General features: G+C 57.7%; 21 protein-coding genes. 13 read left to right on the top strand and 8 right to left on the bottom strand.

What is annotated here, in order from left to right:
* The first annotated feature begins 39 nt into the window (after positions 1 to 39).
* Positions 40 to 1,140 (top strand): arginine N-succinyltransferase, encoded by a 1,101-nt coding sequence (locus ACAM27_RS07305; RefSeq protein WP_369612784.1) that lies wholly within the window; start codon positions 40 to 42, stop codon positions 1,138 to 1,140.
* Positions 1,130 to 1,930, top strand: a complete 801-nt coding sequence (locus ACAM27_RS07300; protein ID WP_369612783.1) for a DUF1338 domain-containing protein — start codon at positions 1,130 to 1,132, stop codon at positions 1,928 to 1,930. Before ACAM27_RS07305 ends, ACAM27_RS07300 begins: the two co-directional genes overlap by 11 nt.
* A 13-nt stretch (positions 1,931 to 1,943) precedes the next feature.
* Here ACAM27_RS07300 and ACAM27_RS07295 read toward each other — a convergent pair whose 3' ends face one another.
* Complete coding sequence (locus ACAM27_RS07295) at positions 1,944 to 2,603, bottom strand: protein-L-isoaspartate(D-aspartate) O-methyltransferase (RefSeq protein ID WP_369612782.1); 660 nt, start codon at positions 2,601 to 2,603, stop codon at positions 1,944 to 1,946.
* Between the two features lie 176 nt (positions 2,604 to 2,779).
* Between ACAM27_RS07295 and ACAM27_RS07290 the strand changes: the two genes are divergently transcribed.
* Both ACAM27_RS07290 and ACAM27_RS07285 read left to right on the top strand, forming a co-directional pair.
* A complete protein-coding gene (locus ACAM27_RS07290; protein ID WP_369612781.1) occupies positions 2,780 to 3,445 on the top strand; it encodes a hypothetical protein in 666 nt (221 codons plus the stop codon).
* Between the two features lie 162 nt (positions 3,446 to 3,607).
* Positions 3,608 to 5,290: a murein L,D-transpeptidase gene (locus tag ACAM27_RS07285; RefSeq protein WP_369612780.1), complete on the top strand. Its 1,683-nt coding sequence runs from the start codon at positions 3,608 to 3,610 to the stop codon at positions 5,288 to 5,290.
* A gap of 86 nt (positions 5,291 to 5,376) precedes the next feature.
* On the opposite strand, the gene ACAM27_RS07280 is transcribed toward ACAM27_RS07285, so the two are convergent.
* Genes ACAM27_RS07280 through ACAM27_RS07270 form a run of 3 tightly spaced genes read right to left on the bottom strand, consistent with a single transcriptional unit; the run spans position 5,377 to position 8,323 of the window.
* The gene (locus ACAM27_RS07280; protein WP_011786337.1) at positions 5,377 to 6,903 is read right to left on the bottom strand and encodes a tripartite tricarboxylate transporter permease; all 1,527 of its coding nucleotides are present in this window, start codon (positions 6,901 to 6,903) and stop codon (positions 5,377 to 5,379) included.
* Positions 6,903 to 7,349, bottom strand: a complete 447-nt coding sequence (locus tag ACAM27_RS07275; protein WP_014422253.1) for a tripartite tricarboxylate transporter TctB family protein — start codon at positions 7,347 to 7,349, stop codon at positions 6,903 to 6,905. Before ACAM27_RS07275 ends, ACAM27_RS07280 begins: the two co-directional genes overlap by 1 nt.
* Positions 7,346 to 8,323, bottom strand: a complete 978-nt coding sequence (locus ACAM27_RS07270; protein WP_369612779.1) for a Bug family tripartite tricarboxylate transporter substrate binding protein — start codon at positions 8,321 to 8,323, stop codon at positions 7,346 to 7,348. The genes ACAM27_RS07275 and ACAM27_RS07270 overlap by 4 nt, the downstream gene beginning before the upstream one ends.
* Positions 8,324 to 8,515: 192 nt before the next feature.
* On the opposite strand from ACAM27_RS07270, the gene ACAM27_RS07265 reads away from it, so the two are divergent.
* The 4 genes from ACAM27_RS07265 (at position 8,516) to ACAM27_RS07250 (ending at position 11,681) form a co-directional block, all read left to right on the top strand.
* Positions 8,516 to 10,177: an ATP-binding protein gene (locus ACAM27_RS07265; RefSeq protein WP_369612778.1), complete on the top strand. Its 1,662-nt coding sequence runs from the start codon at positions 8,516 to 8,518 to the stop codon at positions 10,175 to 10,177.
* Complete coding sequence (locus ACAM27_RS07260; protein ID WP_369612777.1) at positions 10,174 to 10,860, top strand: response regulator; 687 nt, start codon at positions 10,174 to 10,176, stop codon at positions 10,858 to 10,860. Before ACAM27_RS07265 ends, ACAM27_RS07260 begins: the two co-directional genes overlap by 4 nt.
* Positions 10,861 to 10,916: 56 nt before the next feature.
* Complete coding sequence (locus ACAM27_RS07255) at positions 10,917 to 11,375, top strand: hypothetical protein (RefSeq protein ID WP_369612776.1); 459 nt, start codon at positions 10,917 to 10,919, stop codon at positions 11,373 to 11,375.
* Between the two features lie 129 nt (positions 11,376 to 11,504).
* On the top strand, positions 11,505 to 11,681 hold the full coding sequence (locus ACAM27_RS07250) for a DUF1328 domain-containing protein (RefSeq protein ID WP_022991499.1): 177 nt from the start codon (positions 11,505 to 11,507) through the stop codon (positions 11,679 to 11,681).
* 2 nt (positions 11,682 to 11,683) lie between these two features.
* Here ACAM27_RS07250 and ACAM27_RS07245 read toward each other — a convergent pair whose 3' ends face one another.
* Both ACAM27_RS07245 and ACAM27_RS07240 read right to left on the bottom strand, forming a co-directional pair.
* Positions 11,684 to 12,580 (bottom strand): DMT family transporter, encoded by an 897-nt coding sequence (locus ACAM27_RS07245; protein WP_369612775.1) that lies wholly within the window; start codon positions 12,578 to 12,580, stop codon positions 11,684 to 11,686.
* 95 nt (positions 12,581 to 12,675) lie between these two features.
* A complete protein-coding gene (locus tag ACAM27_RS07240; protein WP_011786345.1) occupies positions 12,676 to 12,915 on the bottom strand; it encodes a TIGR02647 family protein in 240 nt (79 codons plus the stop codon).
* A gap of 181 nt (positions 12,916 to 13,096) precedes the next feature.
* Here ACAM27_RS07240 and ACAM27_RS07235 point away from each other — a divergent pair, with 181 nt between their 5' ends.
* The 5 genes from ACAM27_RS07235 (at position 13,097) to ACAM27_RS07215 (ending at position 18,856) form a co-directional block, all read left to right on the top strand.
* Positions 13,097 to 14,452 carry a dicarboxylate/amino acid:cation symporter gene (locus tag ACAM27_RS07235; protein ID WP_369612774.1) on the top strand — a complete coding sequence of 452 codons (1,356 nt, stop codon included), beginning with the start codon at positions 13,097 to 13,099 and terminating at the stop codon, positions 14,450 to 14,452.
* Between the two features lie 129 nt (positions 14,453 to 14,581).
* Positions 14,582 to 15,295, top strand: a complete 714-nt coding sequence (locus ACAM27_RS07230; protein WP_369612773.1) for a lytic transglycosylase domain-containing protein — start codon at positions 14,582 to 14,584, stop codon at positions 15,293 to 15,295.
* Complete coding sequence (locus ACAM27_RS07225) at positions 15,295 to 16,056, top strand: methyltransferase (RefSeq protein ID WP_278800554.1); 762 nt, start codon at positions 15,295 to 15,297, stop codon at positions 16,054 to 16,056. Before ACAM27_RS07230 ends, ACAM27_RS07225 begins: the two co-directional genes overlap by 1 nt.
* A gap of 135 nt (positions 16,057 to 16,191) precedes the next feature.
* Positions 16,192 to 18,105: a hypothetical protein gene (locus tag ACAM27_RS07220; RefSeq protein ID WP_369612772.1), complete on the top strand. Its 1,914-nt coding sequence runs from the start codon at positions 16,192 to 16,194 to the stop codon at positions 18,103 to 18,105.
* 58 nt (positions 18,106 to 18,163) lie between these two features.
* Entirely contained in the window at positions 18,164 to 18,856 is a 693-nt protein-coding gene (locus ACAM27_RS07215; protein ID WP_011786350.1) for a pseudouridine synthase, read from the top strand.
* A 15-nt stretch (positions 18,857 to 18,871) separates the two neighbouring features.
* Here the strand turns inward: ACAM27_RS07215 and yeiP are convergent, their stop codons facing one another.
* Together yeiP and ACAM27_RS07205 are read right to left on the bottom strand one after the other, a co-directional pair.
* Positions 18,872 to 19,438, bottom strand: coding sequence for an elongation factor P-like protein YeiP (yeiP, locus tag ACAM27_RS07210; RefSeq protein ID WP_011786351.1), 567 nt, complete (start codon positions 19,436 to 19,438; stop codon positions 18,872 to 18,874).
* A gap of 73 nt (positions 19,439 to 19,511) precedes the next feature.
* Positions 19,512 to 20,009, bottom strand: coding sequence for an acyl-CoA thioesterase (locus tag ACAM27_RS07205; protein WP_022991506.1), 498 nt, complete (start codon positions 20,007 to 20,009; stop codon positions 19,512 to 19,514).
* Between the last annotated feature and the right edge of the window lie 52 nt (positions 20,010 to 20,061).

Raw genomic sequence — 20,061 nt, 5'->3', positions numbered from 1 at the left:
CGCACTCATACTGATAAAAAACAATTTTGAGGTGCCGCCATGATTATTCGCCCGGTTCGTCATGACGACCTGAACGATCTGTACGAGATAGCCTGCGAGTCCGGCCCGGGATTTACTTCCCTGATGCCGGACAAAGACCGGCTATCCCGAAAAATTGAGGGCTCAATTCGCAGCTTCCGCTCACAGGCCGTCGACCACAGCGAACAACGCTACCTGTTTGTGCTTGAAGAGGAGACTTCCGGGCAGATCATGGGTACAACCGGCATTACCTCTGGAACCGGCCGGTCGCAACCGCTTTACCATTTTCGCCACAGCACCCTCACTCATCACTCCAGAGAGTTGGGGCTCCGGCGCTCCGTGGGCGCGCTCACCCGCTGCGTGCACTATCGGAACTGTACGGAGTTCTGTTCACTGTATCTGCGCCCGGCTTTTCGCCGCGCCAATGCCGGCAAATTACTCTCCAAAGTCCGCTTCGCCTTCATCGCCCAACATCTGGACCGCTTTCCGAACCTGGCCATTGCCCAGATGCGGGGTGTGGCCGATGAACACGGCCAGTCGCCCTTCTGGGACTGGCTGCGGGATCACTTTATTGATCTGGATTTCAGCCAGGTCACGCAACTGGCGGGTGCCGGTTCACTGGACTTCGTCGAGGACCTGATGCCCTCATTACCGCTCTACACTCATTTGATGAGCAACCCGGCCCGGGCTGTCATCGGTCAGGTGCATCCGGACACCAGGCCCGCGCTGGCCATGCTTAAGGCAGAGGGGTTCCGCCCTCGGGGAATGGTGGATCTGTTCGACGCCGGCCCCACCGTTGAATGCCGGACAGATAACATCCGTAGTGTCCGGGGAGCTGCACTGATGTCGGCAGAGATCAGCACAACCGGAAACCAACACCTTCCAGACACAGGCCGCCCGGTGCTTGTGACCAATACCGGGCTCGAGGACTTTCGAGCGATGGTTGTGAATACAGACATTCACGCCCTGGCCAGCGGCCGGATCGAGCTTTCAACCAAGCAGGCCGATGCGCTGGGCCTCAGTGTGGGCGCATCGGTACGAACCCTGCCCCTGGGCCAGCAAGCCATTCCGGCGGCCTCAATCCATGTCACAGATTCTGCGGAGGTTCACTATGCACTCTGACGTCGACACCCTGTTTCGCGCGCTCTGGGAAGACTACCGGGCCGTAACACCTTCGGCAGACCGCATTCATGGCCTGCTGGCCGAGCGCGAGAACACCGCCATCGTGAATGATCACATCGCCCTGAGAACCTTCAACCTCGCGCCGGTGGGTCTGGACGCCCTGGCTGCGCATTTTCTGGCTTTAGGTTACCAACCCGGTGGCGAATACCATTTTGAAGCCAAGAAGCTATACGCCCGGCATTACGAGCACCCGGACCCGGAGGTGCCAAAAGTGTTTATCTCCGAACTGCTGGTCGAACAATGCTCAGACCAGCTACAAGCGGTGGTGCAGGGTCTGGTAGACCAGATCGACCCGAAAAGGGTGCAGGCTGATGACTTTCTCTACTCAGGCCGACACTGGAATCTGGATTACTCAACCTATCGACAGTTGCTTGAGGAAAGTGAATACGCCGGCTGGCTGGCAGCCTGGGGCTATCGCGCCAACCACTTTACCGTGAGCATAAACCACCTGGACACGATTCACTCGGTACCAGACATCAACACGCTGCTGAAAGAACAGGGTTTTTCCGTGAATGCCAGTGGTGGAGAAGTGAAAGGTTCACCGCAGGACTGCCTGGAACAGTCGTCCACTATGGCCGACCGTGTTACCGCGCACTTTACCGACCAGGACGCAGTCATTCCGAGCTGCTTTTACGAATTTGCCAAGCGCTACCCAATGGCCAACGGCAAACTCTATAGCGGTTTTGTTGCCGCCTCCGCCGATCGGATTTTCGAGAGCACCCATAGTTAAACCAGGGAAGGCTTCAGGGCCAGCCTTCCTCACCCAGCAGCGGGACAAAGCGAACATCGCCGTAGCTCGCCTGCTCATACTCGGAATCCGACAGTCGGGTGATGCAGAGCAGTTCCTGAAGGCCGCCCTCTGTGCCCACCGGAATCACCAGCCGCCCGCCGACCGCCAGTTGCTGCTTGAGGGCCGCCGGCACCGCAGGGGCTCCGGCAGCCACGCAGATGCCATCAAATGGCGCCGCCTCTGGCCAGCCTAACGTACCGTCTGCGCATTTCACATGCACCTGGGTGAAGCCTGTTCGGTCCAGATTCTTGCGCGCCTGGGCCGCCAGTTCCGGAATGCGCTCAATGGAAAATACTTCCAGAGCGACACTGGCCAGGACGGCGGCGGCGTAGCCGGAGCCGGAGCCAATATCGAGCACTCGTTCGCGGCCCTTGAGACACAGAGCTTCTGCCATCAGGGCAACGATGTAAGGCTGAGAAATGGTCTGCCCCTGGCCAATGGGTACCGGGTGGTCCTCATAAGCCTCGAAGCGCAGATGTTCGGGAACAAACTGCTCTCTGGGCACACACTCCATGGCCTCCAGTACCCGTCCATCGGAAATGCCCCGAGGCACCAGCTGGCACCGGACCATGGCCCGTCGCATATCACTCAGATCCTGTCCGTCTTTGTTCATAAGGCGTCCCTCCTCATGCTTACCTGTCGTTACAAAGGCATAACTTTTTTACAACAGTGCGAACACCCGGGACTGACTACTTTTTAACCACAGGTTACTCCCGATACCGACACAGGAGAACCAGACAACAACAAAAAGATCAGGGCCCATAAAGCGGCCCGAATGGAGCGCAGACCATGTCAACATCCGTGGACCATCTTAAGGAACGTACCCAGGACGCCAGCGACCTGCTAACGGACGTCGTACCCTCGGCCATTACTCTCGCCACCATGCTACGCCACCGGAAAATGGCGGCCTGGTTGCGGGAAGAATTTGATGGCTACACCGACAAGGACAAGGCCCCGCCCTATCGACGCGACCTGCCCGGTCACATTGTTGCAAAATCTCCCCAGTACGGCTGGATTCCAGCGCCGGTGGATGAGCGCCAGACCGCGGAATACGGTCACCTGGACCTTCCGGAGGGCATCAAGTCCCTGGAGCAGGTGTGCCTGAACTGCAAGAAAGGCAATGGTCATCGGGCATTGCTGGACAAAGACGACATGGCCCATGTGCAAAAGCAAATCAACCTCAAGGCGGAACTGGCGATCAATCTCAGCCGTGAAGTGTACTGCCGCCTGTTGCGCACCATCCGCTCGGCGATCTACCTGTGGACAGAGTCCCTGGCCGACGCCGGCATGACCGGGGAACACAATCATTACAGCCCGGAAGAACGTAAGACCGTCGAGCACCTGGACACGCCTGAGGCCTTCTGGCGCCAGGCCATGGAGCAGGTGGATGAACTGCCCGTGCCCGATGTCAGGGAACTGGGTTTCCTTGAACGTATGTTTGGGCGCGCTGGCTAAGCCCCAGCCATTGCCGCCCGCAGTCTCGGGCGGCAGAAGCCAACCGCGCTTTGCCCCTACCGGGATTGAACGATCAGGCTATACTGCCGTCAGATAGACTGCCCCGGCATTACGGACACTGCAGGGACAGCCTCTGATCGTACACCGCAATGGAGGCGCAGAATGCAGGAAGCACGTTACCCACTCATCCTGTACGGGCTTCTCCTGGCTCTGGTGTTTGCGGTTCCGGCCAGGGCCCAGGGCAATGATGGACTGATCAACCGCATTGAAGCCCTGCAGGCTGGTTACCCGGTATCGGTGCTGGAATCCCGGCTATATGCCAAGGAAGCACTGACGCGATTCTACGAAGCCAGAGGGTACACGCTGGCCTGGCAGGACCCGAGCAATCGCAGGGAATTGCTCGAAGCCATTCGGGAAGTGGCCGGTGACGGTCTCAACCCCCGCGACTACCACTACGACACCCTTGCAGCACTTGCCCTGAAAGACCTCAATGACAGCGCCGAAGAATTACAGACTGACCTTGACCTTGTACTCTCGGATGCCTTCCTGCTACTGTCGTCCCACCTACACCACGGCAAGGTCAACCCCACGACCATCCATGCGGAATGGACCGCCAACCGCCAGCAAAGGGAGATGCAGCCGGTCTTGTCCGAAGCCCTCGCCAGCGGCACCGTCTACACCACCCTGCAGGATCTGAAACCCCGCTCTGCGGCCTACCATCAACTGGTACAACGACGCAAAGCGCTGGGTGAGCTGATCAGCGCAGACTGGCCGGCTATCGTTTCGGGACCAAGTATCCGACCAGGCGATACCGATAACCGCATACCCGACATTCGTCGTCGCCTGGCACTGTTGGGCGACCTCTCCGGCGATTCGCCAGAAGCCTCGAATCACCAACACTACGACGACGTTCTGGCCACTGCGATCCCGTTATTCCAGGCCCGACACGGCCTGGAACCAGACGGAATCATCGGCCCAGACACCCTGACAGCGCTGAACCTGTTGCCCCTGGAACGGATATACCGCCTGGACGCCAATCTGGAACGCTGGCGGTGGTTACCGGAATCCCTGGGAGAAACCTATGTCGTCGTCAACATCGCCGGTTTTGAGCTGGTGCTCGTAGAGAACGGCGAGCAGGTCCACCGCCAACGGGTAATTGTTGGCAGGCGATACCGGCAGACGCCAGTATTCAGCGATCGCATTCGCTACCTGGTGTTCAATCCGACCTGGACGGTACCCCGGAAGCTGATGATCGAAGACCAGCTACCGATCATACGGTCAGATCCGGAGTATCTGGAGCGCCTGGGCTTCAAGGTTTTCAGGGGCTGGGGCGCAAACCAGAGCGAAGTCGATCCAGCAGAAATCGACTGGACGGAACTCTCGAAGAACAACTTTCCCTACCAGCTGATTCAGCAACCCGGCCCCCAGAATGCGCTGGGCCAGGTCAAATTCATGTTCCCGAACCGGTACGATATCTACCTCCACGATACACCGGCGCAATCGCTGTTCACTCGTCTGGAGCGAACCCTGAGCTCCGGCTGCATCCGTCTGGAACGCCCCTTTGAGCTGGCCGAACGATTGCTGGCCAGCACCAACGGATGGAACAAGAGGCGAATTGAGCAGACCCTGGCAACCGCCGAACCGGCAACCGTAGTGCTATCGGAACCGGTGCCTGTGTACCTGCAATACTGGACCACCTGGATTGATCCGGCCGGCGTTCTCCAGTTCCGGAACGATGTGTATGATCGTGACCGCCGTTTGCTGCAGGCACTGCGTGCAGACTCTGAGGGCGGACAGTCACTTACACCCAGAGATGACAATCGTCCCACGGCACGCACGGACTAGTTTCGTGCGATCATAAAAAAACACCGGGCAAAGCCCGGTGCAAAGACTGACAAAGGCAGCTCGTCAGAAAAGCCTTGAAGATATGGTTAGTCGCTGACAGGGGACTCTTTGATCGCCGCATTCATCCTCCGGCGAAGTAGTGGCCCCACGAGATAAGGCAGCACCAGGCCAAGGCCGGCGACAGTCCATAGCCCGATGGCGAGAGGACTCCCCCAAAGAATGCTCCAGTCGCCGTCCGACAGGACCAGGGCATGTCCCAGGTTTTTCTCCATTTCCGGCCCCAGCAACAGGCCCAGAATGATGGGAACCAGAGGAATCTCAAGTTTGCGCAGAAAATAGCCGGCAATACCGAAGGCAATCATGAAATACAGATCGAAGGTGCTGTGGCTGATCGAGTAGATCCCGACAAACGCGACCATCGTGACAATTGGCAGCAGATACATCGGCGGAACAGACAGCAACCTTACGAAGAATCCCACCAGCGGAATGTTCAACACCAGCAGGAGGACGTTGCCAATCAGCAGCGCGGCAATAACGCCCCACACAATGTCGGCATTCTGGGTAAACATCAGCGGGCCCGGTGTGATATTCAGCGAAATCAGCATCGCCAGCAGGACAGCGGTCGTGCCGCTGCCCGGCACACCCAATGTCAGCATGGGGACCAGGGCACCCGAGGATGCCCCGTTGTTACCGGCCTCGGGCGCAACAACGCCCCGGATGTCACCTTCACCAAAACGGCCTTTTTTGCCGACCACCTGTTTTTCCAGGGTGTAGCTGATAAAACTACCCAGAGAAGCACCCGCCCCCGGCAGCACACCGGAAATAAAGCCGAGAATCCCGCCGCGAAGCTGTGTTGGTATGGTCGTTACCAACTCCTTCAGGCTCAGGCTGAGCTTGCCAACCTGCATTTTCTCTCGCCCTTCCCCCATGCGATGCTCCACGAAAAACAACAACTCGGAGATGGCAAACAGACCCACAATGGCCAGAATGAAATCGATACCTTCATAGAGTTCAAGCACACCGAAGGTATAGCGTTGGGTTCCCGTGGAAATATCAATACCCACCGTGGAAATCATGATCCCCAATGCCGCCGCAATAACCGTCTTCATGGGGTTCTTGCCGGTGATCCCGCCCAGTGTGGCAAACGCCAGCAGAAACAGCGCAAAGTACTCGGCAGGGCCGAAGGTAAGGGCAAACCTGGCCAGCACGGGCGCCAGCATGATTAACCCGATGGTCCCGATCAGGCCACCCGAGAAAGATGCGATGGCAGAAACCGCCAAGGCATCAGCGGCCCTCCCTTTACGGGCCATCGGGTAGCCATCCAGGCAGGTCATCATCGCCGGTTCATCGCCCGGTATGTTGAGCAGAATGGAGGAGATTCGCCCGCCGTACATGGCGCCTGCATAGACTGCGGTCAACAGAATCATGGCGGTTTCGGGCGGAAGTCCCAACGTAAACGCCAGTGGTATAAGAATCGCCACACCATTGGCCGGCCCCAGTCCCGGAAGACAACCAATCAGGGTTCCCACAAATGCGCCAAACAGAGCGAACATCAGGTTGTACGGAGTCAGCGCAACGGCAAACCCCTCCATCAGAAAGCCAAGGGTTTCCATCAGTGCACCTCCAGCGGGCCAGCCGGCAAGCTCAACGACAACCCGTAATTGAACAGGACGAACACCACGACGGCGCTGCCTAAACCGGTAAGAAAGGCACGTTTAGGCGCTGCTCCCATGCGCCAGCTGAGCGTTCCGACAGCCAACGTTGTCGCGATGACAAATCCCAGCGGCTCCAGCAACAAGGCATACACCACCAGAACCAACACCGAGACCAGAAGTTCCAGTGCCGATTTACCAAGCGGCCACCGGGCATCCGGGTCAGGCTTGATCATCAGATACAGACTTCCGGCCACCAGAACCACCGACAAGATGGTAGGAAAGGTCTCTGGGCCGACCCCCTCAGCGCCACCAAAGGGTTCCGGCCACTGCTGCGCAGCCCAGCCATAAGCCACTGCCAGGACCAGAAGACCCAGGCCGAGAATACGATCACCGAAGCCCGTCATTTGAGTAACCCGATTTCACGAGAGAGTGCTTCAATGTCCTGCACCTGGTTGCGCACGAATTCGTCAAACTTGCTGGCAGGAGGGTGAAACGGAATCAATCCGTTGCGGGCCATCACCTGTTTCCATTCTTCGCTGGCGTACAGGGTGTCGACCGCATCTACCCAATACTGCTTGGCGGCTTCATCCGCGTCTTTAGGCATATAGAAGCCCCGCCAGTTTGGCCCTACCGCATCAATGCCCTGCTCTCTCGCTGTGGGCAGATCACTGAATTTTCCTGGCAATCGTTCATCGGCCAGAACAGCGATCACTCGCAAATCTCCGGACTCCATGAACCCTGTCGCCTCAGACAGATCACCGGTAAACGCATCCACCTGGCCACCCACAACCTGAGTCATGGCTTCACCGCCATTGTTGTAGGACAGATAGGGAATCGATGGGAGTTTTTCCGCACCCGCCGCTTTTGCGGCAATCAGCACCTTCAGGTGGTCCCAGCCACCCCGTGCGCTGCCACCGGCAAACTTGACGGACTTGGGATTGGCCTTCACGGCATCCATCAGTTCTTTGAGGTTCTGATACCTGGAATTCTTGCTTACCGCGATAATCCCGTAGTCGGCGCCCAGTGCGCCCACCCAGGTGACCATATCCGCATTCATGCCAGGAAACTGGCCCTGGGCCAGGCGTGTTGTCGTTGCCGTGGAAGCCGCCACCAGCAGCTTGTTATCACCTGCGCGCTTGCTCACGGTATGAGCGTAGGCAACGCCTCCGCCAGCGCCGGCCATATTGACGGTCTGCACTGTTCCATCAACCAGGCTGAGATCCTGCAGCACATTGCCTACGCTCCGGCAGGTAAAGTCCCAGCCGCCTCCGGGATCCGCCGGTGCCAGACACTCAACCTTGCCAGAAGGTTGCCAAGCCATTGCAGAGGTACTGACGGCGGCCGCCGCCGCCAGAGAGAGGAATCGTTTGAACATCATTGTGGTCACCTTACTCAGTTGTTTTTGTGATGATCGCCAGGCCACCGGAACGAATGAAGAAGGGCTCTCCGGTGAGGCGATTAAGGGCAGACTATTAGGTGAAACCCGAGACACAGAAGCTTGTGGGCGTAACGCCTTTAAAGGCTTTTTTCTGCATTCTGTGCATAAAGATCACGGGCGGTGGCCGCGAGGATGGATTACCCTGAAAAGCAAACGACAAAAAGCCGTGCTCTATCCGTGTTAAGAAAAACCAAACTGAAAACCCGAATGATCCTGACCCTGGGGTTGCTCGGCACCTTGCAAACGGTGCTGATTGGCAGTTTTGCCGGCTATTACCTCAGTGAGTCACTGTATGAGGAAATTGGCGAGCGCGCTCTGATGGTCGCCAAAACCGTTGCCGCCACACCGGCTGTTATCGAGGGCGTCCGCACCAGAAACATCCCTGCGCTCAATCAACTGGCCCGTCGGCTTACCGAAACCAATGAAGCCCTGTTTATTGTCATAGGCGATCACCAGGCAATCCGTCTGGCGCATCCGGACCCGACCCGGATTGGTTATTCGATGGGTGACGATGATGGTGATTACGGCCAACAGGCTCTGCAACACGGCCAGGCGTATGTCGCTCGCGCCAAAGGCAGCCTTGGGGAGTCCATGCGAGGAAAGGCTCCGGTATCCACTCCGGAAACGGGCAATATTATCGGGATCGTATCGGTGGGTTACAGTCTCGAGCAGGTTGAGAACACCATACGTCGATATAATTTTGTTCTCTATGGTGTTGTCGGGCTCATGCTTTTGTTCACAGTATTCTCGGCCATCATCATCGCCGGCCGATTCAAACGTGCCATCTTCGGCCTTGAACCAGAGGAGATCGCCCGGTTGTTCCAGGAGCGGGACGCTACCCTGCAATCCGTTCGTGAAGGCATTATTGCAGTCAATCGGGACGGGGTAATAACCACCGCCAACAGGGCAGCCTATGAGACACTGGAACTGCCTGAGAACGAACCTCTCGCAGGCAAGCCCATTCTGGACATTCTGCCGGAAAGCAGCCTGATGTCGGTATTGCAAACCGGACAGCCCGACTTCGACCGTGAAGTCTGGTTAAGAGGACGACAAATGGTGGTCAATCGGCTGCCAGTTCGCCAGGGTGAGCAGATCATCGGCGTGGTAGCCAGCTTTCGCCGGCGAGATGAGCTTGATCAGGTGAGTAGACAACTCACGCGAATACAACAGTATGCGGATACCCTTCGCAGCCAGACCCATGAATACTCGAACAAGCTTCACACCATCGCCGGGTTGATACAGATTGGCGCGACTGAAGAGGCGCTCAATCTGATTGGCAGCGAGGTGAGCGACCATCAGGCGCTGCTGCATCTTCTGCTGGAAGCGGTGCCAGACCCGATTATCGCTGGTTGTCTGCTCGGAAAGTACAATAGGGCGAAGGAAATGGGCCTGCGCCTGGAAATAGACCCCGGCAGCCAGATGGCCGACCTCCCGGCGGAGCTGCCCAGGGATCAGTTGGTCAGCGTTCTCGGTAACCTGATTGACAATGCGCTTGAAGCCACGCTCCACAAGGCGGGCAACGGCGGCCGGGTATCACTGTCGATGACCGATCTGGGGCACGAGCTGATTTTCGAGGTTGAAGACGAGGGCCCCGGAGTTCCCGGGCCGGATCGGGCCCGGATTTTCGAGCGTGGCTTCAGCACCAAAGGTGAGAAACACGGGATCGGCCTGCACCTGGTTCAGCAGTTTGTCGATCGCTGGGGAGGCTCTGTGACGGTTGAAAACCTGTCCGAATGTGGCAGTCGTTTTACGCTCTACTTACCGAAAACGCCAATGGCGGGAGGACATCCGTGACCACGATCCGACTGCTTATTGTTGAAGACGATCCGAAGATCGCCGAGATTCAACGCCGGTTTGTTGAGCGTGTTGAACAGGTGGAACTCTGTGGCATAGCCCATACCCTGGCCGATGCCAGGGATCTGATCGACGTACTGGAGCCTGAACTGATCCTCCTGGATGTCTACTTTCCCGACGGCAATGGTTTGGACCTGCTCCGGGAATTGAGAGCCCGTGACCGTCGGTCAGACGTCATTCTGATTACTGCAGCCAAAGAGGTAGAAATACTTCGTAGCGCCCTTCGTGGGGGCGTATTCGACTATATTCTGAAACCCCTGGTGTTCGAGCGCCTGCAAGAAGCCATTAATCGCTACCGGGAGCATCTGGACAAGCTACTGGCACTGAACAAGCTCGCCCAGAAAGAGGTAGATGCACTGTTACCCAGAGCCACCACCGACACCGAACCCTCCGTGCCTGAACGGCTGCCGAAAGGTGTCGACAGCCTCACGCTGGACAAAATCAGAGGGGTAGTTGCCACAGGTGGGCACTGGAGCGCGGAAGAAATGGGGGCCGAGATCGGAGCCTCCCGGACAACGGCCCGCCGCTATCTGGAATTCCTGGTCGGCATCGGTGAACTCTGCGCAGAGGTAAACTATGGTAGCGTTGGGCGCCCGGAACGACGCTATTGCCTGAAAGCCTGAAGGCACTTAAGTGGCCCTTATTCTTTACACATTACTGGCACAAGCAGGAGATCCCGATGAAACATCTGATTGCCGCCGGCATCACAGCATTGACGGTGACCTTGACCGGTTGCCAGAACCTCCCAGAAACAAAGGAAGGGGCCAACCGTAATGTTGTTTTTCTCAAGGCCACACACTGCCTGGAGGAACCCGTCGGCGACCAGGATCGTATTCATTTTGGCCCCTGCCTGAAGATTACCGACATCAATGGAGAAGCGCCGACCGTGCGCAGCGACGGCTTTATCGAGCTGCCCGTTGCCCGGCCAATGACCATCGGCACCAGCTGTGTCTACCGCCATGCCGATGGCACGCCCATTCCTGCAACCGTGGGCACCGCAGAGTTTCAGGTGGACAGCACTACGTTCCCGGACGGCGGCAAGCGTTGGTACCTGCACGCCCATGAGCAAGCAAGAGGGGTGGTTGGCTGCCAGCCAACACTCTCCACGTCGGTGTTTCCGACCCGAAAAACGGACTGAAAAGAACTCTAGTGCGGCGATGGCCAAATGACGGGGCCGTTACCATCCCTCCACAAAGCCCGCTGAAAATTGCGTACCGGGAAGCCCTGTGCCACGGTTAAAGGGCAACCCTTGAATGGAGGACAGGAAATGCTCTATTGGGCTATTGTTTGTCTCGTAATTGCAGTGATCGCAGGAATTCTGGGTTTTGGCGGTATTGCAGGCACAGCGGCCAGCTTCGCGAAGATACTGTTTTTCGTCTTTCTGGTGCTTCTGGTGGTGTCGCTGGTTGTTAACGCCCTGCGCGGTAAGGGGCCAAAGGTATAGCATCAGCGATTTAACGGTCGTGGCCCTCCAGTAACCACGAGGGCCACCCCGGCTACCGCCACCACTCCCCCGGCAATGGCCAACGGCCCTAACCGCTCATTGAACAGAATAAAAGCTTCCAGTGCCGTTACCGGTGGCACTAGATAAAACAGACTGGCCACCTGCGAAGCCGCACCGCGACGAATAAGCCACATCAGAATCAGAATGGCACTTACCGACAGCCCGAACACCAGCCATCCCAGCGCCAGACTGAATTGCACTGTCCATTCGATGTGCCGGGTCTCCAGCGTGAAGGCACCAATCGCGAAGAACGCTGCAGCCGCTGTGTACTGAATCATGGTGCCAGATATCAGATCCACTCCGGTTCCGAAGCGCTTCTGATAGACCGTACCCAGGGAAATTCCGATCAACGACAAGCCGGCCCAGAGAATGGTGACCGATGAAAAACTACCACCATTGGCACCGCTGCCCAGCTTTTCCGCCAACACCAACGCCACCCCGGCCAGCCCCATGACCAGCCCCAGCCACTGCCTGCCAGCAACCGACTCCCGCAGAATCAGAACGGCTGCCAGCGCTGTTACCAGCGGTTGAAGACCAACAATCAGTGAGACCAGGCCTGAAGGCATGCCCTGATCGATGGCATAGAACACCCCGCCCAGATAGGTTCCCTGCACCAACAACCCGGTAATCGCCAGATGTCCGGCCCCACGCCAGCCCGGCCAACGGGATTTCATGGCCACGGCGAGAATAGCCAACGGCACCAGCGTCAGCAGCATACGGATCAGCAGCAGGGTAAAGGGCTCCGCATAAGGCAGACCATACTTGGCGCCAATGAACCCGGTGCTCCACAACCAGACAAACAGGGCGGGCACAAAAAAGGAGTAATAGATCGGTGGCATAAGTCCCGGCAGAGGCTGGAAAAAGAGCCTCGACTATACCCGGCCAATCAGGCCGGGAACAGGTACAGCCTTGCCATTACAGAGACACAGTCACCCTATGGGGCGGTGAGCATTGTCTGAAGCTTCTGGGTAAACTCCACCGCTTCGCAACCAAGCGGAGTCAGGTAACCACCATCCTTCTGGCTTATCAGCCCTTTGGCAAACAAGGATTCCGCCGCGCGCAGCGTTTCCGGCGCCGCACTGTGAGCGTGCACCTTGATGCCCTCCTGGGTAGAGGCGGACGGAAACTGCAATAACAGGTTCAGCTCAGCAAGGTGGTTCGGAGAGAACGGCATAAAAGCTCCTTATCGTCAGCGTTCTCTGCAGTTTAGCCCAAACAGTCGTAGACCGAAGCGGAATCACAAAGAAATTGATCCAGATGCATAGTTTGCCTGACTATCCTAAGGTTATTGTCTTCAAAGGCCCGATCCCTGCCTGTCACCGGCACAGAAAAACGGCAACACGGACACGTTGATCATGGATAACACACCAGCTCAGACCACCGACAATGCACCTCGCTCGCTGCGCCATCTGAGCGTCTACCTGGCCACACTGGTCAAAGGCAGGCTTTGGCTTAAAGTGCTCATTGGCATGGGGCTTGGTCTGGTGGTGGGCACCCTGCTTGGTCCTTCGGTCGGCCTGGTCGAACCGAACACGGGCACCTTGATCGGTAACTGGCTGGCGTTTCCGGGACAGCTCTTCCTCGCCACTATACAGATGATCGTCATACCACTGGTGATTGCCTCGGTGGTGCGAGGACTGGCCGCCAGCGACAACCTGGAACAACTCCGGAAAATGGGTACCCGGGTTACCCTGTTTTTTGTCATTACAACCGCCATTGCGGCCACCATCGGCCTCTGGGTGGGCGGCCTGGTTAACCCGGGAGATCTGATGACCGGCCTGACCACACCGCCAGCCGATGCCGCGCCGGTGGCCGCCGACATCCCCGGCCTGGACGCCATCCCCCAAACACTGATTGGACTTCTGCCCGGCAACCCCCTGGACGCCATGGTGGAAGGGCAGATGCTGCAGGTGGTGATTTTCTCCATCATCATCGGCGTTGCGCTGGTCAGTATGTCGGGCGACAAAGCCAAGCCGATGCTCGACCTGCTCGATTCACTGCAGCAAATCTGCATGACCGTGGTTCGCTGGGCCATGCGCCTCGCCCCCTATGCCGTGTTTGGCCTGATGGCACAACTGACGACTACCCTGGGTTTTCGTGCCATGATTGGCATGGCCTCCTATGTGGCAACGGTGCTGTTCGGCCTCGCCGTCCTGATGGGGTTTTATCTGGTCATTCTCAAACTGCTGGCAGGTGTACGGCCACTGCAGTTCCTGAGGGATACCCGTGATGTCTTGCTGCTGGCATTTTCGACCTCCAGCTCCGCCGCTGTCATGCCCCTGTCTATCCGCACCGCAGAGGACAAACTGGGGGTGCGCCCGTCGGTTTCCCAGTTTGTAATCCCCCTGGGCGCCACCATCAACATGAATGGCACTGCGCTTTATCAGGCCGTCGCGACCGTTTTCCTGGCCCAGGTCTACGGCATCGACCTCAGTGTTGGCAGTATGGCCCTGGTGGTCGCCATGGCAGTAGGTGCCTCCATAGGGTCGCCGGCTACCCCGGGGGTCGGCATTGTCATTCTGGCAATGGTACTGCAATCGGTGGGTGTACCAGCCGCAGGCATTGCCTTGATCATGGGCGTGGACCGAATCCTGGATATGTGCCGAACCGCCATCAATGTGACCGGCGACCTGGTTGCCTGCCGGCTGCTGGAGAACTGGTCGGGCAAGCGACTTCCGCCGCCAGCCGGACCGATTGCCGGCGATGCCTGAAGACAACGGCCAATTTGTGACCCCATGAACAATCGGTATCATGAAGGCACGAAACTCCTACACTTGAACGGCCATCTACCGCGATAATAGACGTAGTGTGTCATTCAGAAACAAAGCTTCGGGTTCTTGATGAATTTCAGCGGTACATCCCTGACAACCAGAGTCACCATTGCCCTTGTCACCGGACTCCTTCTCGCGACAGCTACGACCCATGCCGACAGCATCAAACGCATCGTGCATCCGGACGGACGGGTGGAATTCACCAATGTGAAAAGCAAAAGCCAGCCACGAGCCTCCACCAAGAGTGAAACCGTGTATCGTTACACCGACGAACACGGTGTCGTGGCCTACAGCAGCCAGCGCCCGGGCAACGCCGACTTCGATGTTATCCGCTTCCACTGCTACGCCTGTGACCCGGAATCCAGCGTCGACTGGCACAAAACGCCATTGTTCCTGAGCCCCTATCGCAGTGAAATCCAGACCGCGGCAGCTGAATTCAATGTTGACCCGGCCCTGGTGCGAGCCGTTATACATGCCGAGTCTGCCTTCAACCCCAAGGCCATTTCACCGGTCGGTGCCCAGGGACTGATGCAGCTGATGCCGGGGACGGCACAGGAACTGGGCGTAAAAGACCCACTGGAGGCCAGCGAAAACATCCGCGGCGGTGTCGACTACCTGGCCAAAATGCTCAAACGCTTTAATGGCGACACTCGCCTGGCGACCGCCGCCTATAACGCCGGCCCCGGCGCCGTTGGCCGCTACAGGGGCATTCCGCCTTACGCGGAAACCAAAGCCTACGTGGAACGTGTAGGTATCCTGCACCAGCGCTACGCCGCCAACTGATGGGCACCATCATCAAACGGCCCGATATCAAGGGCGATATCGTGCATGTCGCCAACGACCGCTACGGCAATATTCTGGTGATTGATGATCGCAAACACCGGATTCTCAGTTTTGATTCCGTGTTTGAGCAAAGCAAAATTTTGCGCCGGGCACCCCATGTTCCCGTCCACGAATACAGCCGTGCCATGCTGCTGCCCATTGCCTTCGCCAGGCCCGACCACATCACTGTGCTTGGTTTGGGCGCAGGCGTCGTCGCCCACGGCATACACCGCCTGTTACCCGACAGTCAGGTTCATGTGGTGGAGTTGCGTCAAAAGGTGTTCGAGACCGCACGGGACTGGTTCTCGTTCCCGCAACATGAGCGCCTTCATGTCACCGTCGCCGATGCCTGGCATACACTGGAAACGCTTCCGGGGGCCAGCACCGCCATGATTGTCACGGATCTGTACAGCGCAGACCGGATGTCGCCCCTTCAAGCCCAACGCCGGTTCATCAAGGCCTGTGCCCGGGCACTCAAACCTGACGGCTGGCTCGTTCTTAACTATCACCGCATGCCGGAGCCGGACGGTAACCTGCTGCGCGAGCTGAAACGCCAGTTCCCGTGTCTGCTCACCTTCAAAAGCAAAACCAACAACTGGGTTATCTATGGCTGTAATCGGGCGTTTGATCCCTGGCAGATACCCGACTCAGTCCTCAAGGCATTGGAAGAACAACTGCCGGTTGGATGGCCCGCGCTGATGAAAAAAATCCGGGTCTTATAAAATCCGCCCTGCCGACCACGAAAAATCTTACTCCGTTTTACATTTTTTTATGTATTTTCCGGTAATTGTTCACAGTTTTCAGGCTAAACTCTGCGCCTCTCTACACCCTCTCTTACTCATGTAAAGGAACAAAGCATGGCATTTGAGTACGGAGCTCAAAAACTCAACATCCGGAATCCATTCCGGTTCGAAGGGCTGGTCCGGTCCATTCGTGGTGCAATTCTGCTGGCGATTGGCGTCTATCTCCTGTTTCAGATTCAACCCCTGCTTGGTACCGACAAACCCAGGGCCTGGGTTAACCTGTTGATCGGCGGCCTGTTTGTAATGGGCGGGTTGAAGGCGCTGGGCGGAGGCCTGTTCCAGGTCATGCGTTTCTTCGTGGGCCGCGCCGCGCCGGCCTCACTGGCCAAAAACGTTGCCCGTGAAGCCGTGAACGAACGCGAGCCGACCCTGTATAACTCCAAAATGCTCCACAACATGCTCATGAGCAAGAGCAACCCGACCTTTATCGAGCCCACCGGCTGGTTCGCCCGGGCGGTTCACTCGGTCTTTCCCAACCTGATTGTCACCCCCTGGCCCATTCGCAACGTCGCTCAGAATCTGGCCATGAAACTGACCAAGAGCTTCGTGGCCATCGCCGCCTTTCTGGTGGCCAGCCTGGTGGTCACCATGGTGTTCTCAGGCACCGAAGGCGCGGATGTTGGCAGCACGGTTATCTCACTGATCCTGCAAGCGTCATTGCTGGTGTACCTGGGCCTGTTGTGGGTCAAACTCGGCAACCCGCTGTCCCGCAGTAACATGACCACTCTGGGCCAGACCACCAGCAAGGGACTGGCGCTGGTGATCATCGGTGCCATCGCAGTGCCGATCCTGACTGCCCAGGGCTGGCTTGGCTTCTGGGACAGTCTGCACGTCAGTGCCCGCCAGGATTTGGCAGGCCTGATGCCCCTGCTTGAACCGGTTTTCCGTACCGGGTCCCTGCTGACCCTGACTATCGTCTGTGCTCTGGCGACAGCGGCCATTGCGGTGGTTTTAATCAAAGCACGCATTGGCATGGTGCCCATCGCAACCAGCAGCTCTGAACTTAACAACAGCTGGCGATTCGATCTGCACCCACGCCAGATTTTCACGACGCTGCGCGACCTGGTGTTGATGCAAAAACGTCAGCAGGAGCTGCCGAACCGGGTATATCTGGACAGCAACGACACCGGTGATGCCAACCGGGAGAATGAGCAGTTCAACGGCGACCTTCTGGTCGAGATACAACCTGTTGTCGAAGACCGCGAAGAGCCAAAATCCCTGCGTTGGGCCCGGGCAAGCGGAACCATCGCTGGCCAGATACTCCTGTTGGCGGGTGCCCTGCTGCTCTGGCTGGGTGCCGATCGCGTGATGGACCATGTTTACGCTCTGGATCAGCTTCGCGCTACCCGGCTCGATGTCGACCAGGCATTGAACCTGCTGTTCGTCCCCGCAGGCGCCACTGCCGCCATCCTGCTTGCCAGCTTGCTATTGCTCGGCTTCGGCCGGACACTGTCCAGAATCTGCCATCTGTTCTGGGCCGAGATCTTCTTCAAGTCCAACCTGTTCGATATGCACTGTGAAGGCACGGTGATGCGGGCAACTCATTACCGCGGCGCCGACCGTCACAGTGCGTCCAGTGAACAGGATGTCTTCAGTTTCGACGCCACTTACTTCGCTCTGGCAACCGAAGCGGTCAGCTCAACGTTTGCGGTCTCTGGCCAGCAAAACCTGGAGCAGCCGAGGTATCTGCTGTCCCTGTCGCCATGCGATGGATTCATCAACAGCGTGGTTGGCGAACTGGAAGACCAGTTCCGTCGCCGCAACGACGAAATAAAGAGCGAAAAGCAGGCCGACCGGGAACAGCGGCTCGACTATATCCGCCAGGAGCAGGAAGCGCGCAGAACCGGGGATATGGCCGCCCAGGGCCTGGTTGCACCAGAGCAACGGGCATCACTGGAATCAGACGTGGTGTCAGATCAGGACCGTGAGAAGATTGCCCGCTGGGAGGGCGACACAGCCGATAGCTGATGGCAAATCAGACAGCACACCAGGAGCTCTTCGGAGCTCCTTTTTTGTCGGGCACAACATGAAGCTCTTACGGATACTCACCAATCAGAACGGTATTAGCCGCCGACAGGCCAAGGCCCTGCTCGCCGCCGGCCGTGTTCATGTTGATGGCGAGCGCTGCCATGATCCGGACCTTGACATCCCGCGGTTTCGTGAAGTGTGCGTTGACCAGCGAATCATCCAGAGCGCGGCCCCTTCGTATTACCTGATGCTGAATAAACCATCGGGCTATCTGAGCGCCACCCGGGATGACCAGCATCCCACCGTTATGGAACTGATTGACCCATTGCTTCGGCCGCATGTGCACATCGCAGGGCGACTGGACAGGGCAAGCACCGGACTATTGATCCTCACCAGTGACGGGGTCTGGAGCCGACGGCTGACCGAACCGGCGGTTAAAATCCCCAAGGTATACCGGGTAACCACGGCTTACGCCATCTCACCGGAGACAGAGGATCGGTTCAGGGAAGGCATCTGGTTCGAGTACGAACAACTCAGAACCTCGCCCGCGTCGCTGGAGCCATTAGGAGAGCGGGAAGTGCGGCTGACGATCTACGAGGGCCGCTATCATCAGGTAAAACGCATGTTTCACGCCGTGGGCAACCGGGTGACCTCATTGCACAGGGAAAGCATGGGCGGGCTGACTGTGGATGGGCTAGAGCCTGGCAGCTACCGCCATCTCAGCGCACAAGAGGTCAGCTCAATCGGCTGACCTCTTGTCATATCATCAGGCGCGGCTGAGGAATTTGCGCTCTTCCACGTTCACGCGAATTCGGTCACCCGTGGAAATGTGCTCAGGAACCTGTACCACCAGGCCTGTGGTCAGGCGGGCGGGTTTGGTTCTGGCGGTTGCCGAGCCACCCTTGATGGACGGGTCGGTTTCCTCAATGGTCAGTTCCACCGTCGGCGGCAGGTCAATGGCCACCGGGTTTTCGCTCACCAGAATCACCATTACCCCTTGGGTGTCCTCAGTAATGAACAGCAACTCATCCTCAATGGCACTGCGGTTGAGCATGTACTGAGTAAAGTCTTCGGTATCCATGAACACATACTCATCACCATCAGCGTAGGAGAAGGTCGCTTCCCGGCGCACCAGGTCGGCCAGATTGAGCATGTCCGAGTCCTTGAAGGTCTCATCCAGTTTCTGGTTGGTGACCACATCGTACATGCGCATCCGGTAAAGGCTGCCTCCGGCACGGCCCTGGGGCACGGAGCGCTCGATATCCTTCACGAAATAGACGCGGCCTTCGTATTCAACCGCCTGATTCTTTTTGATTTCACTTGCTTTAGGCATGACATCCGGTTCCAGAATAGTTAGTCATCACGGGGGCTGGTATACCACGACTGGCGGTAATATGCGATAGCCCTCAGCCACTCGCCTTCGACAATTCATCCCGGGTGCGCAAACGCCCTTCACGGCGTATCTGTGCCTTGGCATAACGGCGCTTCTGGTCCTCGGTTTCCGGGATTACCTGGGGCACATCCACCGGCTTGCCCTGTTCATCGAGTGCCACAAAGGTAAAGAAGGCGGACAGAATATGGCGAGTCTCGCCGGTATAGCTGTTCTCGGCCTCCACCTTCGCACCGATCTCCATGGAGGAGCCCCAACTACGGTTCAGCGACAGATTGAACAACAAGGTGTCATTGCCTTTGGCGGGAGCGCGAAAATGAATGGAATCCACCGCCGCCGTCACACAGACATGGGCCGAGTGCCGCTCCGCGACCACCAGTGCCAAGCGGTCACACTTCGCCATGATCATGCCCCCGAACACCGTATTGTGGGAGTTCATATCGTTCGGGAACACTTTATACACATGCTTTTCAATAGCTGAAGCAGAAACAGCTTTTGCAGGTTTATCGGTCATGAAACGGTCATTCCTTTGTGTGTTTACCCACACTTTCTGTGGATAACTTTGT

The organism is Marinobacter sp. RI1, assembly GCF_041155085.1.
Lineage (GTDB): Bacteria > Pseudomonadota > Gammaproteobacteria > Pseudomonadales > Oleiphilaceae > Marinobacter > Marinobacter nauticus.
This window is presented reverse-complemented; position numbering and strand designations above follow the sequence as displayed.

Coding starts and splice junctions, on each gene's coding strand:
- ACAM27_RS07215 (WP_011786350.1), top strand. CDS start 18,164: ATGAAGCTCTTACGGATACTCACCAATCAGAACGGTATTAGCCGCCGA.
- ACAM27_RS07285 (WP_369612780.1), top strand. CDS start 3,608: ATGCAGGAAGCACGTTACCCACTCATCCTGTACGGGCTTCTCCTGGCT.
- ACAM27_RS07300 (WP_369612783.1), top strand. CDS start 1,130: ATGCACTCTGACGTCGACACCCTGTTTCGCGCGCTCTGGGAAGACTAC.
- ACAM27_RS07305 (WP_369612784.1), top strand. CDS start 40: ATGATTATTCGCCCGGTTCGTCATGACGACCTGAACGATCTGTACGAG.
- ACAM27_RS07255 (WP_369612776.1), top strand. CDS start 10,917: ATGAAACATCTGATTGCCGCCGGCATCACAGCATTGACGGTGACCTTG.
- ACAM27_RS07245 (WP_369612775.1), bottom strand. CDS start 12,580: ATGCCACCGATCTATTACTCCTTTTTTGTGCCCGCCCTGTTTGTCTGG.
- ACAM27_RS07250 (WP_022991499.1), top strand. CDS start 11,505: ATGCTCTATTGGGCTATTGTTTGTCTCGTAATTGCAGTGATCGCAGGA.
- ACAM27_RS07295 (WP_369612782.1), bottom strand. CDS start 2,603: ATGAACAAAGACGGACAGGATCTGAGTGATATGCGACGGGCCATGGTC.
- ACAM27_RS07230 (WP_369612773.1), top strand. CDS start 14,582: ATGAATTTCAGCGGTACATCCCTGACAACCAGAGTCACCATTGCCCTT.
- ACAM27_RS07270 (WP_369612779.1), bottom strand. CDS start 8,323: ATGATGTTCAAACGATTCCTCTCTCTGGCGGCGGCGGCCGCCGTCAGT.
- ACAM27_RS07220 (WP_369612772.1), top strand. CDS start 16,192: ATGGCATTTGAGTACGGAGCTCAAAAACTCAACATCCGGAATCCATTC.
- ACAM27_RS07280 (WP_011786337.1), bottom strand. CDS start 6,903: ATGGAAACCCTTGGCTTTCTGATGGAGGGGTTTGCCGTTGCGCTGACT.
- ACAM27_RS07235 (WP_369612774.1), top strand. CDS start 13,097: ATGGATAACACACCAGCTCAGACCACCGACAATGCACCTCGCTCGCTG.
- ACAM27_RS07290 (WP_369612781.1), top strand. CDS start 2,780: ATGTCAACATCCGTGGACCATCTTAAGGAACGTACCCAGGACGCCAGC.
- ACAM27_RS07205 (WP_022991506.1), bottom strand. CDS start 20,009: ATGACCGATAAACCTGCAAAAGCTGTTTCTGCTTCAGCTATTGAAAAG.
- yeiP (WP_011786351.1), bottom strand. CDS start 19,438: ATGCCTAAAGCAAGTGAAATCAAAAAGAATCAGGCGGTTGAATACGAA.
- ACAM27_RS07240 (WP_011786345.1), bottom strand. CDS start 12,915: ATGCCGTTCTCTCCGAACCACCTTGCTGAGCTGAACCTGTTATTGCAG.
- ACAM27_RS07265 (WP_369612778.1), top strand. CDS start 8,516: ATGGATTACCCTGAAAAGCAAACGACAAAAAGCCGTGCTCTATCCGTG.
- ACAM27_RS07225 (WP_278800554.1), top strand. CDS start 15,295: ATGGGCACCATCATCAAACGGCCCGATATCAAGGGCGATATCGTGCAT.
- ACAM27_RS07275 (WP_014422253.1), bottom strand. CDS start 7,349: ATGACGGGCTTCGGTGATCGTATTCTCGGCCTGGGTCTTCTGGTCCTG.